This window comes from Streptomyces sp. NBC_00354, assembly GCF_036106915.1.
Classification (GTDB): Bacteria; Actinomycetota; Actinomycetes; order Streptomycetales; family Streptomycetaceae; genus Streptomyces.
Genome location: NZ_CP107983.1, coordinates 3,163,453 through 3,176,940 on the forward strand (window position 1 = coordinate 3,163,453; position 13,488 = coordinate 3,176,940).

10 protein-coding genes are annotated in these 13,488 nt (G+C 68.8%); 2 read left to right on the plus strand and 8 right to left on the minus strand.

Annotated elements, in window-relative coordinates:
• Nucleotides 1-25: 25 nt before the first annotated feature.
• The 8 genes from OHT74_RS13930 to OHT74_RS13965 form a co-directional block, all read right to left on the minus strand.
• Complete coding sequence (locus tag OHT74_RS13930) at nucleotides 26-991, minus strand: GNAT family N-acetyltransferase (RefSeq protein WP_328620387.1); 966 nt, start codon at nucleotides 989-991, stop codon at nucleotides 26-28.
• Nucleotides 992-1,143: 152 nt separating this feature from the next.
• Nucleotides 1,144-2,196: an ABC transporter ATP-binding protein gene (locus OHT74_RS13935; RefSeq protein ID WP_328620388.1), complete on the minus strand. Its 1,053-nt coding sequence runs from the start codon at nucleotides 2,194-2,196 to the stop codon at nucleotides 1,144-1,146.
• On the minus strand, nucleotides 2,189-3,244 hold the full coding sequence (locus OHT74_RS13940; protein ID WP_328620389.1) for an ABC transporter ATP-binding protein: 1,056 nt from the start codon (nucleotides 3,242-3,244) through the stop codon (nucleotides 2,189-2,191). The genes OHT74_RS13935 and OHT74_RS13940 overlap by 8 nt, the downstream gene beginning before the upstream one ends.
• Nucleotides 3,245-3,257: 13 nt before the next feature.
• The gene (locus OHT74_RS13945; protein ID WP_266996874.1) at nucleotides 3,258-4,214 is read right to left on the minus strand and encodes an ABC transporter permease; all 957 of its coding nucleotides are present in this window, start codon (nucleotides 4,212-4,214) and stop codon (nucleotides 3,258-3,260) included.
• Nucleotides 4,207-5,154 (minus strand): ABC transporter permease, encoded by a 948-nt coding sequence (locus OHT74_RS13950; protein WP_266664127.1) that lies wholly within the window; start codon nucleotides 5,152-5,154, stop codon nucleotides 4,207-4,209. Before OHT74_RS13950 ends, OHT74_RS13945 begins: the two co-directional genes overlap by 8 nt.
• A 93-nt stretch (nucleotides 5,155-5,247) precedes the next feature.
• On the minus strand, nucleotides 5,248-6,870 hold the full coding sequence (locus tag OHT74_RS13955; protein WP_266664129.1) for a peptide ABC transporter substrate-binding protein: 1,623 nt from the start codon (nucleotides 6,868-6,870) through the stop codon (nucleotides 5,248-5,250).
• Nucleotides 6,871-7,296: 426 nt separating this feature from the next.
• Complete coding sequence (gene typA / locus OHT74_RS13960) at nucleotides 7,297-9,201, minus strand: translational GTPase TypA (RefSeq protein WP_266664131.1); 1,905 nt, start codon at nucleotides 9,199-9,201, stop codon at nucleotides 7,297-7,299.
• A 328-nt stretch (nucleotides 9,202-9,529) separates the two neighbouring features.
• A complete protein-coding gene (locus OHT74_RS13965) occupies nucleotides 9,530-11,977 on the minus strand; it encodes an ABC transporter family substrate-binding protein (protein ID WP_328620390.1) in 2,448 nt (815 codons plus the stop codon).
• 350 nt (nucleotides 11,978-12,327) lie between these two features.
• On the opposite strand from OHT74_RS13965, the gene OHT74_RS13970 reads away from it, so the two are divergent.
• Nucleotides 12,328-12,549: a hypothetical protein gene (locus tag OHT74_RS13970; RefSeq protein WP_266664135.1), complete on the plus strand. Its 222-nt coding sequence runs from the start codon at nucleotides 12,328-12,330 to the stop codon at nucleotides 12,547-12,549.
• Between the two features lie 117 nt (nucleotides 12,550-12,666).
• On the plus strand, nucleotides 12,667-13,488 hold the full coding sequence (locus OHT74_RS13975; RefSeq protein WP_328620391.1) for a hypothetical protein: 822 nt from the start codon (nucleotides 12,667-12,669) through the stop codon (nucleotides 13,486-13,488).

Consider the following 13,488-nt stretch of genomic DNA (forward strand, 5'->3'; position numbering starts at 1 on the left):
ATTGCACCCTCGCGTCTTCCGCCTGTCACCCCTGCGGGTGCAAAGGCAGCTCCCAGGTGTCGACCGCGTAGTGCAGGCCCATGCCGTGCGCCTCGTAGAGCGCGAGTGCGCCGGTCTCGTTGTGGACGTCCACGCCGAGGCCGACGGTGTCCCGGCCGCGGGCCGCGTAGGCGGCGAAGCCGTGGCGGAGCAGGAAGCCGCCGATGCCGTGGCCGCGCAGGTCCGCGCGCACGCCGATGCGGCTGAGCCAGCCCATGCCGGTGCGGTCGTCGCGGGTCAGCAGGACGCCCACGTCGCCCTCGCCGTGCAGGCTCGCGATCCAGACCAGCGACCAGTCGAGCTCACGGGCGTCGAGGTGGTCCAGCCATGCCTCGTACGGGCGCTCCACATGGCCGAAGTGGGCCGCGAAGGTCTCCTCCACCAGGGCGTGGGCCCGGCGGCGGTCGGCCTCGTCGGCGCCGCAGTCGCGCAGGACGAGCCCCTCCGGCGGGGCGGGAGGCAGGTCGGCGGCCGGCGCGAGGGCTCGGGTCATCACCTGGTAGCGGCGCACGGTGCGGTAGCCGCGGCCGGGCAGCAGGTCCGCGTCGAGGGTGGGCTTCACGTTGAGCTGGAGCCGCAGCGCGGCCTCCCCGGCGCCGGCGGTGAGCTCGCGGGCCCGGACCTCCATCAGCTCCAGCAGCCGGACGGCGGCCTCGCGGTGGCCGGGCAGGACGTAGTGGTCGGAGTCGACCCTGCCGGGTCCGGAGTCGGTCCACACCAGGGCGTACGCGACGAGCCGGCCGCCCTCGAAGGCCAGCCAGGAGTCTTTCGCGAGGTCGACGTCGGGGCGGTGGAGATCGGCCTCGACGGTCCCGATGTCGGTCTCCGGTCTGCCGATCTCGAAGACGTCGACGGCGTTGAGCAGGGCGCAGATGTCGGACGCGTCCCCGGGCCCTGCGGGCCGTACGGCCGGCGTGCGCCGGCCTCGGCGGTCGTACGGTGTCTCGGCCATCCGGACACTGTCCCCTCGGCAGCGGCGCGCCCGCAACTCCCTTTCGGCGCGCTGCCGTACGCAAGGGCGCGGGCGCAGGGACCCGTACGCAAGGGCGCCCGGGCCGGAAGAATCCGGTCCGGGCGCCCTTCACTGCGTACGGCGGTGCGGGATCAGACGGCCAGGATGGCCTTCTCCTCCGCGAAGTGGCACGCCGACTCGTGCGCGGCCGGGGTGTTCACACCCTGGAAGCGCGTCGGGATCGCCAGCAGCGGCTCCTCCGTGGCGCACCGGTCCTCGGCCTTCCAGCAGCGGGTGCGGAAGCGGCAGCCCGAGGGCGGGTTGGCCGGGGAGGGGACGTCACCGGTGAGGATGATCCGCTCGCGGCCCTCGCGGGCCTGCGGGTCGGGAACCGGGACGGCCGACAGCAGCGCCTGGGTGTAGGGGTGCGTCGGGTGCTCGTAGATCTGGGCGTCACTGCCGATCTCGGCCATCTTGCCCAGGTACATCACGCCGACGCGGTCCGAGATGTGCCGGACGATCGACAGGTCGTGCGCGATGAAGACGTAGGACAGGTCGAACTCGTCCTGGAGCTTCTCCATCAGGTTGATGACCTGCGCCTGCACCGACACGTCGAGCGCGGAGACCGGCTCGTCGCAGATGATGATCTCCGGGTTGAGCGCGAGGCCGCGGGCGATGCCGATGCGCTGGCGCTGGCCGCCGGAGAACTGGTGCGGATACCGGTTGATGTACTCCGGGTTGAGGCCCACGACGTCCAGGAGCTCCTGGACCTTGCGGCGCCGGTCACCCTTCGGAGCCACCTCGGGGTGGATGTCGAAGGGCTCCCCGATGATGTCGCCGACCGTCATGCGCGGGTTCAGCGAGGTGTACGGGTCCTGGAACACCATCTGGATGTTGCGGCGGACGGCCTTGAGGGCCCTGCCCGACAGCTTGGTGATGTCCTGGCCCTTGTAGAAGACCTCGCCTGCGGTGGCCTTCTCCAGGCTCATCAGCAGCTTGGCGACGGTGGACTTGCCACAGCCGGACTCACCGACGATGCCGAGGGTCTCGCCCCGGTACAGGTCGAAGGAGATCCCGTCGACCGCCTTGACCGCGCCGACCTGCTTCTTGAACAGGATGCCCTGGGTCAGAGGGAAGTGCTTGACCAGGTTGCGGACCTGGAGGATCGGCTCTCGCTCGGTGGCGTTCTTGGTGAGCTCAGCCATGGATCTGCTCCTTCCAGAAGTGGCACGCGCTGCCGCGGCCGGGCAGCTCGGTGCCGTCCTGATCGGTCACCCGGTGCAGGACCGGCACGTCGGTGCGGCAGATGTCCTGCGCCTTGGGGCAGCGCGGGTTGAAGGCGCAGCCCGACGGGATGTTCAGCAGGTTGGGCGGCAGGCCCTTGATCGCGTAGAGCTCCTGGCCCTTCTGGTCCAGGCGCGGGATCGAGTCGAGCAGACCGCGGGTGTACGGGTGCGCGGGGCGGCTGTAGATGTCGTGGACCGGGGCGGTCTCGACGATCCGGCCGCCGTACATGACGGCGATCTTGTCCGCGACGTCGGCGACGACGCCGAGGTCGTGGGTGATCAGGATCAGGCCCATGTTCATCTCGCGCTGGAGCTCCGCGAGCAGGTCCATGACCTGGGCCTGGACCGTCACGTCGAGAGCCGTGGTCGGCTCGTCGGCGATGATCAGGTCCGGCTCGAGGGCCATCGCCATGGCGATCATGATGCGCTGGCGCATACCGCCGGAGAACTGGTGCGGGTAGTCGCCCACGCGCTCCTTGGCGGCGGGGATCTTCACGCGGTCCATGAGTTCGACGGCCTTGGCCGTGGCGTCCTTCTTGGACATCCCGCGGTGGACGCGGAACATCTCGCCGAGCTGGGCGCCGACGGTGTGCACCGGGTTCAGCGAAGACAGCGCGTCCTGGAAGATCATGGCGATCTTCGAACCGCGGATCTTGCGGTACTCCTCGGACGGGAGCTTGAGCAGGTCCGTGCCCTGGAAGAGGATCTCACCGCCCGCGATCTTGCCGGGCGGCATGTCGAGGATGCCCATGATGGCCTGCGCCGTCACGGACTTGCCCGAGCCGGACTCGCCGAGGACCGCGAGGGTCTCGCCGGCGTTCACGGAGTACGAGACACCGTTGACGGCCTTGGCGACACCGTCGCGGGTGTGGAACTCGACGTGCAGGTCGCGCACTTCGAGCAGGGGGGTCCCCTCCGGCGCCGAGCGCGGCGCGGGGACGTTCGAGGTCTTGTCGATGATGGTCAACGTACGCCCTTCCTCAGCGCAGCTTCGGGTCGAGGGCGTCGCGCACCGCGTCGCCGACCATGATGAACGCGAGCACGGTGACGCTCAGCGCAGCGGCCGGGAAGAGGAGCACGTGCGGGGCCTGCAGCCAGCGGACGGAGGCGTCGCTGACCATGAGGCCCCAGGAGATCTCCGGGGGCTGGACGCCGATGCCGAGGTACGACAGGGCCGCCTCGGCGGAGATGTACACACCCAGGCTGATCGCGCCGACCACGATGACGGGGGCGATGGCGTTCGGCAGGATGTGGCGAATGGTGATGCGCAGGGTGCCGGCGCCGAGGGCGCGGGCGGCGACCACGTAGTCGTTGTTCTTGTTCTGCAGCACCGAGGACCGCATGATGCGGAAGATCTGCGGCCAGCCGAGGATCGCGAGCACCAGGGAGACCGTCCAGGCGTTGCCCGGCAGGGCGGACATGATCAGCATGCCGCCGAGCAGGAGCGGGATCGCGAAGAAGATCTCGGTGAAGCGGGACAGGAAGCTGTCCAGCATGCCGCCGGCCCAGCCGGCCAGCAGGCCGAGCGCACCGCCGACGACGACCACCAGCGTGGTGGTGACGATGCCGACGATCACCGAGTTGCGGGCCGCCCACACCGTGCGGGTGTAGACGTCGCAGCCCTGGATGTCGTAGCCGAACCAGTGGTCCCCGCTCGGCTTCTTGAGCGAGTTCTGCAGGGTGCAGGCGGTGGCGTCGAACGGGCTGCCGTCGGTGAACCACTGCGGGAACGCGGAGATGACCAGCATGCAGACGACGAGGAACCCGCCGATCAGGAAGACCGGGTTGCGGCGCAGGTCGCTCAGGGCGTCGGACCAGAGGCTGGCCTCGCGGTCCTTCTTCTTCTTTCCGCCGTCCTTGACCGCGGCGCCGGCGGAGGTGGCTCCGGCGAGCTGGGTGTCGGTCATCGAGTCCTCCACCGTAGTTGTGTCACGCATAGCGGATCCTCGGGTCGAGCACGGCGTAGAGCAGGTCCACGAGCAGGTTGCCGATCAGGTAGACGAGGACGAGGATCGTCACACCGCCGACCACGACCGCACCCTGCTTGAGGTACACGGACTGGGCGAGCAGGCCGCCGACTCCGTGGATGTTGAAGATCCGCTCGGTGATGACCGCACCACCCATGAGGGAGCCGAGGTCGGCGCCCAGGAAGGTGATGATCGGGATGAGGGCGTTGCGCAGCGCGTGGTTCACGACGACGCGGCGGCGGGGCAGGCCCTTCGCGGTCGCGGTGCGGACGTAGTCGGCGCGCATCGTCTCCATCAGGCTGGTGCGCGTCAGGCGGGCCACGTACGCGAGGGACGTGGAGGCCAGGACGAACGCCGGCAGGAGGTAGGCGCGGATCCCGTCGTTCTCGTTGAAGGAGACGGGGAAGAAGTCGATGCCCCAGTTGGTCTTCAGCTGCACGCCGAGCGTCAGCTGCAGCACGAAGCCGGTGACGAAGACGGGGATGGAGATGACCATCAGCGTGGAGATGAGCACCAGCTGGTCGAGGAACTTGCCGCGGCGCAGGGCGGCCATGACACCGGCCAGCACGCCGACGACGGCCTCGATGACGAAGGCGACGATTGCCAGGTTCACCGTGTACGGGAACGCCTCGGAGAACAGGTCGAGGACCTTGCGGCCGGTGAGGGTCTCACCGAGGTCGCCCTGGAACACACCGGAGATGTAGTTCCAGTACTGCAGCAGGAACGGGTCGTCGAGGTGGTACTTGGCACGCAGCATCGCCGTGACGAGCGGGTCTGCCTTCTTCTCGCCGGCGAGCAGCTGGATCGGGTCAGCGCCCGGCATGGCGAACGTCAGCGCGTAGATCAGGAACGTGGCACCGATCAGTACAGGGATCGCCTGTATGAGTCGGCGGATGAGGTAGCGGCCCATCAGACCTCCAACGAAGAACAGGGGGAAAGGGCGGGCAGACGGAAACCTGATTCCGCCTGCCCGCCCCCGGGATCCCCTTAGTGAAGAGGGGTGTTAGTTGAGCTCGACGTTCGCCAGGTCCATGCGGCCCTGGGCGTCGACCTCGACGTTCTTCACGGTCTTGGAGTAGGCCGAAGAAGACATGTACGTGAAGACCGGGATGTACGGCAGGTCCTTGATGATGATGTCATCGGCTTCCTGGTACAGCTTCTGGCCCGCAGCGGCGTCGGTGGCCTTGTCGGCCTCGGCGAGCTTCGCCTCGAACGCCTCGTTCACGTAGTGGCCGTAGTTGGAGCCGTTCTCGATCGCGACCTTCGAGAAGATCGGACGGAGGTAGTTCTCCGCGGCCGGGTAGTCCATCGACCAGGCCATGCGGAAGGCGCCCTTGTACTTCGAGGCACCCAGGTCGTCCAGCAGGTCGCCGAACTTGGCGTACGGCTTGGCGGTGACCTCGATGCCGAGGTTCGCCTTCAGCTGGTTGGCGACGGCCTCGATCCACTCCTTGTGGCCGCCGTCGGCGTTGTAGCCGAGCTCGATCTTGTTGCCCGGAACACCGCCCGCCTGGGTGTAGAGCTCCTTGGCCTTGGTCGGGTTGTAGGTCCCGGCCTCGCCCAGCGCGCCCTTGCGGTAGCCCGGGATGATCGGGCTGATGAAGTCGTCGGCCGGCTTGCGGGTGCCGTTGAAGATGGTCTTCGTGATGGCATCCCGGTCGATGGCCATGGAGATGGCCTTGCGGATCTCCACCTTGCCGAACGCCTCGGGGTTCTGCTCCAGCGGGAGACCGATGTAGCCGACGCCGGACTCGGGCTTGTAGATGTAGCGGTCGCCGAACTCCTGGGAGACGGTGGCCATCGCCGAGATCGGGAGCTTGTCGACGATCTGGATGGTGTCGGCGCGCAGGTCGTTGTACGCCGTGTCCAGGTTGTCGTAGACCTTGAAGGTGACGCCGTCGAGCTTGGCGCGGCCCTCGGCCGGGTACTTGTCGTACTTCTTGATCTTGATCTGCTTGTTGTGCTCCCAGGCGCCGTCCATCTGGAACGGGCCGTTGCCGATCGGAGCCTCGCCGAACTTCTTCGGGTCGGCCTCGAACGCCTTGGGCAGCGGGTAGAAGGCGTTGTAGCCCAGCATGGTCTTGAACTGGGAGAACGGGTCCTTCAGGGTGACGGTGAAGGTCTTCTCGTCGACGACCTTCAGGCCCTTGAGCTCCTTGGCCGTGGGCTTCTTGTCCTTGCCCGGCGCGAGCTCCTCGGAGCCCTCGATCTTCGAGAAGAACGGCAGGCCCTCGGCCGCGTTGTCCTGGTTGGCGCCCCAGTTCCAGGCACGGACGAAGGACGCAGCGTCGACCTTCTCGCCGTTGTGGAAGGTGAAGCCGTCCTTGATCTTGATGGTCCACGTCTTCGAGTCCGTGGTGTCGATCGACTCCGCGACCGCGAGCTTCGGCTCGTTGGTCTTGTTGTCGTAGTCGACCAGGCCCTTGAAGAGCGCGTTGAGAACCTCAGCGCCTTCGGACTCGGCGGTGTTCTGACCCACCAGGCCGTGCTGCGGCTCGCCGAGCACCACGGTGATGTTTCCACCGGACTTGCCGGCGTTCGAGTCCTTGCTGGTGCTGCATGCGGTGGCGGCCATCGCCACGATGACGGCACCCGCGACCCACTTGGCGCTCGTTGCTCCGCGCATGGGTAATTGCCTCCTCAGGAGTCACGATAGATACGTGAAGGACCCGGCCCCGCTGACACCCCTGACAGCGAAATCCGGCCCCATCGTGTGTGCTCGTGAGTCGACGCTCCCCACAGCGTGTGACCCATTGACCCGAGCTCAATGGAGCCATCCTCAGGGACCGCCAGACCGTAAACCACACTTAAGTGGTCTCGTTTTCACAACATCACCCCATGGCGAAAACCCGAAATCCGGACAAACGGATAGGAGACAGACACGTGCGAAACGGACGGTTAGCTCATCTTCCGGAGTGTCACGGTCGGAATGCGGACACCAGAACGCAACAATCCGGTTGACAAACGCGAACAGCCCCTCCCGCCACAGACAACTGTGGGGAAGGGGCTGCTCGTTGGAGCCGTGCCCTAGGGGCGCAGGGGAACTACCGCACTACTTGCCGGACTTGGCGCGCGACGCGGTGCGCGAGCGCTCCTTCTGGTCCAGGACGACCTTGCGGATGCGGACGGCCTCCGGGGTCACCTCGACGCACTCGTCGTCGCGGCAGAACTCCAGGGACTGCTCCAGGGAGAGCTTGCGCGGCGGCACCACGTTCTCGGTGTTGTCCGCGGAAGCCGCACGCATGTTGGTGAGCTTCTTCTCCTTGGTGATGTTCACGTCCATGTCGTCGGAGCGCGAGTTCTCGCCAACGATCATGCCCTCGTACACCTCGGTGCCGGGGTCGGTGAACAGGACGCCGCGCTCCTGCAGGTTGATCATCGCGAACGGCGTGACCGAACCCGAGCGGTCCGCGACCAGCGAACCGTTGTTACGGGTGGTCAGCGTGCCGAACCACGGCTCGTGGCCCTCGTGGATCGAGTGGGCGATACCCGTACCGCGGGTGTTCGTCAGGAACTCCGTACGGAAGCCGATGAGGCCGCGCGACGGGACGACGAACTCCATGCGGACCCAGCCGGAGCCGTGGTTCGACATGTTGTCCATGCGGCCCTTGCGGACGCCCATGAGCTGCGTGACCGCGCCCATGTGCTCCTCGGGGACGTCGACCGTCATGCGCTCGACCGGCTCGTGCACCTTGCCGTCGATCTCCTGCGTGACCACCTGCGGCTTGCCGATGGTCAGCTCGAAGCCCTCGCGGCGCATCTGCTCGACCAGGATGGCGAGCGCGAGCTCACCACGGCCCTGGACCTCCCAGGCGTCCGGACGCTCGGTGTCCAGGACGCGGAGCGAGACGTTGCCGACCAGCTCGCGGTCCAGACGGTCCTTGACCTGGCGGGCGGTGACCTTGCGGTCCTTGACCGCGGACTTGGCGTCCGCGCCCTTGCCGCTGCCGCCGCGGCCGACCATCGGGGAGGTGTTCGTACCGATGGTCATGGAGATCGCCGGCTCGTCGACCGAGATCAGCGGAAGCGCGATCGGGTTCTCCGGGTCGGCCAGGGTCTCGCCGATCATGATGTCGGGGATACCGGCGACGGCGCAGATGTCACCGGGACCCGCCACCTCGGCCGGCTTGCGGGTGAGCGCCTCGGTCATCATCAGCTCGGTGATGCGGACGTTCGACATGGTGCCGTCACGCTTGATCCACGCGACGGTCTGGCCCTTGCGCAGCTCGCCCTGCTCGACGCGGAGCAGCGCGATACGGCCGAGGAAGTTGTCGGCGTCCAGGTTGGTGACGTGGGCCTGGAGGGGGGCCTCCTCGTCGTACACCGGGGCGGGGACGTGCTCCAGGATGGTGGAGAAGAACGGCTCCAGGCTGTCGCTGTCCGGGGGGACGGTGCCGTCCTCCGGCTTGGTCAGCGAGGCGACGCCGTCACGGCCGCAGGCGTAGACGATCGGGAACTCGATCTGGTCCTCGGTGGCGTCCAGGTCCAGGAAGAGGTCGTACGTGTCGTTGACGACCTCGTCGATCCGGGAGTCCGGCCGGTCCGTCTTGTTGATGCAGAGGATGACCGGCATGTTCGCCTGCAGGGCCTTGCGCAGGACGAAGCGGGTCTGGGGCAGCGGACCCTCGGAGGCGTCCACCAGCAGAACGACGGCGTCCACCATCGACAGACCGCGCTCGACCTCACCACCGAAGTCGGCGTGGCCGGGGGTGTCGATGATGTTGATCGTGATCGGGGCCCCGCCGTCCTTGGGGTGATACTTCACCGCCGTGTTCTTGGCGAGGATCGTGATGCCCTTCTCACGCTCCAGGTCGTTCGAGTCCATCATGCGGTCGTCGAGGTGCTGGTGGGCGGCGAAGGCACCGGCCTGCTTGAGCATGGCATCGACGATGGTCGTCTTGCCATGGTCGACGTGGGCGACGATGGCGACGTTACGGATGTCGTGGCGCGTGGGCACTTCGGCGCTTCTCCCGGGATCGTGGATGGCGTCGCGTACGGTCCGGCACGCGCGCCTCGACCGGGCGGAAAACCTGCCACGGCCTTACCCCATCCTACGTCGCGTGGCGGGAACCGCTCGCCGGGGGGTCTGTCAAGAGGCCGGACGACTGAGAAGAGCCGGGTGTGGGGTGGGGTGTCCCGGCCGTGGGTCCTGCGGGTTTGCTGCGGGTCAACAGGCGTGGTCAATGGGTGTGACACGACCTTGCCCGCCGGAGATCCGGCGGGCAAGCGACTTGAGTCACATCTGAGCTTGTGAGCCGAAGCTCAATCTGTCTGGCCCCGTTTTGTCACTTCTTCTTCTCCTGCTTTTCCTTGGCGGCTTGAGCCTTCTTCCAGCCGATGTCCTGGAAACGGGGGGTGCCGAGGCCGAAGGCGCCGGCATTGGCCAGGTTCGCCTTGGCGGCCACCAGCTCGGGGCGCTGGTACAGCGGGATGGAGCCGGCGGCGGCCCAGATCCGGGCGTCGGCCTTGCGCATCAGCTCGCGCGAGGCCTCCTCGTCGAGCTCGCCGAGCGCCTGGTCGAAGAGCTGGTCGATGTGGTCGGTGCCGACCCGTGTGTAGTTCTGTTCGACGAGGAGCGAGCCGTCGGCGGCCGGCTCCGGCTTGGCGAAGATGGGGCGGGCGTCGGTGGCCGGGTAGGCCGTCGCCGGCCAGGAGTAGAGCGCCAGGTCGTACTGGCCCGAGGCGACGTGATCCTTGAAGAAGCTCTCGTCGGCCACCTTCGTCAGCTCGGTGTGCACGCCGACCTTCTGGAGCATCTGGGCGATCCGCTCGCCGACCGTGCGCAGGGCCTCGGAGCCGGGGCCGGCCGGGAGGACGAAGCGCAGGGAGAGCGCCTTGCCGTCCTTGGCCAGCATGTTTCCGGAGTTGCGGGTCTGCTTGACCGGGGCCGGCGCCGGGCTGGGGCTGCTCCCGGCCTTGCCGGGCCCGGGGGCGGCGCCGTCGCGGGCCGGGCCGCTCTTGGCGTCGCCGGCGGAGTCTGCGGCCTCTGCCGCGTCCGCCGGGTCGGGGGCGTCGGCGCCGAGGGCTTCGGCCTGGGCGAGGAGGGCGGCCCGCTGCTCGTCCGCGAACGGGGCCGCGGCCAGGACCGGGGAGAGGCGCCCGCCTTGGGCGAGGGGGCCGTTCCCGGCGCCCTCGTCGCCCTGGTCGCCCTGGTCGCCCTGGTCGCCCTGGTCGCCCTGCGCGAACGTTTCCGCGTCCGTCCTGATCGCGGACCTGACCGCCGGGAGCCCCCGGTCCAGGATGTCGCCGTTGCGCTCGTCGGTCTCGCCCACGATGTAGAGGCCGTCGTTGCCGGTGCCCGGACCCGACGGGGTCTTCGAGTCGTCCTGGCCGTCCTCCGCGTTCTCGGAGCCGGCCTTCGCGCCCACCGGCTCGGCGAGCTTGCCGCCCCGGCGCCAGCCCGCGTCCGCGAGCAGGGCCTCGGCCGCGTGGATGTCCTTGCCGCCGAGCGCCTCGCTGTTGTCCGCGTACGCCCGCTGCCCGGCCAGCGCCACGTGGCTGCCGACCGGCTTCGCCGGCAGGCCCAGGGGCTTCAGTACGATCTCGGCCAATTCCTTGCGGTCCAGGGCCCGGGCCACCGCCCGCCGGACCCGCTCGTCGGCCAGCGGGCCGGCGGACCCGTTCAGGGCGAGCTGGGTGTAGGCCGGCTCCAGGGACTTGCGGACCGTGAAGGTGCGCAGGGCCGACTGCTCGTCGGCGTGGTTCTTCGCCGCCTCGGCGTTCTGCGCCCGGCTCTCCCGCTCCGTCGCCGCCTTGCCCTCGTCGGCGCCGTACGCGATCGCCCACGACAGCGTGGCCTCGGCCGGGGTCACCGAGGCGCCCGGTCCGTGCGCCGGGGCCCCGCCCGAACCCGGGGTACTCGCCGCGGCCCGGCCGGCCAGCGCGATCCGATCGGCGCCGGCACGGTCGATCTCCGCCAGGTCGACCTTCCCGGCGGCCAGCGCGGCCGGGCGCTGGGCCCGCGGCACGGCGGTCAGGACCAGCGTGTCCAGCTTGGCCGGCCGGCCCCACCAGCGTGCGCTGCGGGTCAGCGCGGCGGTGCCGGTCTTCTTGTCGATCGCCCCGAGGTTGAAGGGTCCGGCGGTGACCTTGAGGGTGCCGCGGGCGCCCTCGTTGAAGGCGTCGGGGGTGCCGGTGACCTGCTTGGGGTAGAGCGGGGAGAACAGGGAGCGCCAGTCGGTGTACGGCTTGGCGAAGGTGACCTTGACCTCGAGGTCGGTCTTGCCGCGCTCGATCTTCTCGATCCGGTCGTATCCGGCGTTGCGGGCCGTCCAGTAGGCGGAGTCCTTGCCGTTCAGGGCCCGCCACTGCGCCACGAAGTCGGCGGCGCCGATCTCGCGCCCGTCGCTCCACACCGCCTGCTGGTTCAGCTTGTACAGGACGACCTGCTTGGGCTCGCGCTCGACGACCTCGGCCTTCTCCAGGTAGTCCGGGTTGGCCACCGGCCGGCCCTTGTCGTCCAGCGTGAACAGCTGGGGCAGCACCGCCCCGGCGATCCGGTTGGTGGTGGCGTCCGCATCGGCCTGGAAGGTGTTCAGGGTGTCCGGGAGGCTGTCCACGGCCCAGCGCAGCACCCCGCCGTCGGCGATCTTGTCGCGGGTCGTGGCCGCGATGTCCTGGCCGGCGGCCACGGGACCGCCCTCGTCGTCACCAGCGCCGCAGCCCGCGAGCAGCGGCAGTGCGAGGACTCCCGAGGTCAGGAGCGCCAAGGATCTGCGCCTTCTCTGGGACATGGGTGGTACCTCCGGGGCGGGGCGTGAAAGGGGGCAGCTTGATCACGTTTGGCGGTATATGGAGCTGATCACACTGGGTGCCGCAACACACTGAAATCCACAGCCCGCCGTACCTCTCGCAGCCGGCCCTCGCCACGCCGCGAACCCCACCCGTGCGGACCAATCCCACTTGCGTCACGGACGGGCGTTCCCTCGTAAGAGGGATCAAAATGGGGGCAGGGAGGGGCGCACAGATTGCGCCTGCGCGCCCGCAATCGCTGCACGTCCCTTCACAACGGGGGACGGGAGGCGCGACACTCGCAGGCGCACATGAGCGTTGCCACCGCAACCAGCGGAAGTGAGGGCAAGTCATGTCCCTGCAAGACGATTTGACCGCCGTACGACGCAACCTGAACGAGCTGGTCCGCTCGGTCGAGCGGCTCGAGAAGGACATCGCCCGGCAGGCCCCGGACACCCCGCGGGCCCCACGCCAGGAGGGGATGGTCTCCGTTCCGGACGCCCCGTACGACAGCTCGCTGTGGAAGGACGTCGACGACGAGGGTCTCGGCGCCCGCGACCGCCGGGCACCCTGACCCTGGCGTACGCGGCCCCGCACCCCGCACACGCCGGCACACCCGCACCCCACCAGGCCCAGCCGTCCGCGGCTGGGCCTCGTGGGTCATCCGTCATCACTCCACCCGGAGTCCCCCTTGGCCACAGGCACGGAACCACCCCGGCAGCTGACCGGCGTCCACGACGCCTCCCGGGCCGCGATCGCCGCCCGGCACCTGCGCACCGACCGGTGGTGGCTGGCCCCCGCCGTCACCGCGGCCGGACTGCTCGCCTTCATCGTCTACTCGACGTGGCGGGCCTTCGCCAACGCCGACTACTACGCGGCCCCGTACGTCTCGCCGTTCTATTCCCCGTGTCTCGCGGAGAACTGCCAGGAGATGCGCGGCGGCCCCAACCTGGACCTGTTCGGCAGCTGGTGGGGTCTCTCCCCCGCCCTGCTGATCCTGATCTTCCCGCTCGGCTTCCGGCTGACCTGCTACTACTACCGCAAGGCGTACTACCGGGGCTTCTGGGCCTCGCCGCCCGCCTGCGCGGTCGCCGAGCCGCACGCGAAGTACACCGGCGAGACCCGCTTCCCGCTGATCCTCCAGAACATCCACCGGTACTTCTTCTACGCGGCGCTGCCGGTCGCGGGCATCCTCACGTACGACACGGCGCTGACCTTCCGCGACGAGCACTACGAGTGGGGCCACATGGGCCTCGGGACGCTGCTGTTCCTCGTCAACATCGCGCTGATCTGGGCCTACACCCTGTCCTGCCACTCCTGTCGGCACATCATGGGCGGCCGCCTGCGGCACTTCTCCAAGCACCCGGTGCGCTACCGGCTGTGGGGCTGGATCAGCCGGCTCAACACCCGTCACATGCAGCTCGCGTGGGCCTCGCTGATCAGCGTCGCCCTGTGCGACTTCTACGTGTACCTGCTGGCCGGCGGCGCCTTCACGGATCCGAGGTTCTTCTGA

Excerpts from the sequence above, each read along its gene's own strand:
- OHT74_RS13930 (WP_328620387.1), bottom strand. The coding sequence starts at position 991 with ATGGCCGAGACACCGTACGACCGCCGAGGCCGGCGCACGCCGGCCGTA.
- OHT74_RS13935 (WP_328620388.1), bottom strand. The coding sequence starts at position 2,196 with ATGGCTGAGCTCACCAAGAACGCCACCGAGCGAGAGCCGATCCTCCAG.
- OHT74_RS13945 (WP_266996874.1), bottom strand. The coding sequence starts at position 4,214 with ATGCGTGACACAACTACGGTGGAGGACTCGATGACCGACACCCAGCTC.
- OHT74_RS13950 (WP_266664127.1), bottom strand. The coding sequence starts at position 5,154 with ATGGGCCGCTACCTCATCCGCCGACTCATACAGGCGATCCCTGTACTG.
- OHT74_RS13955 (WP_266664129.1), bottom strand. The coding sequence starts at position 6,870 with ATGCGCGGAGCAACGAGCGCCAAGTGGGTCGCGGGTGCCGTCATCGTG.
- OHT74_RS13965 (WP_328620390.1), bottom strand. The coding sequence starts at position 11,977 with ATGTCCCAGAGAAGGCGCAGATCCTTGGCGCTCCTGACCTCGGGAGTC.
- OHT74_RS13970 (WP_266664135.1), top strand. The coding sequence starts at position 12,328 with ATGTCCCTGCAAGACGATTTGACCGCCGTACGACGCAACCTGAACGAG.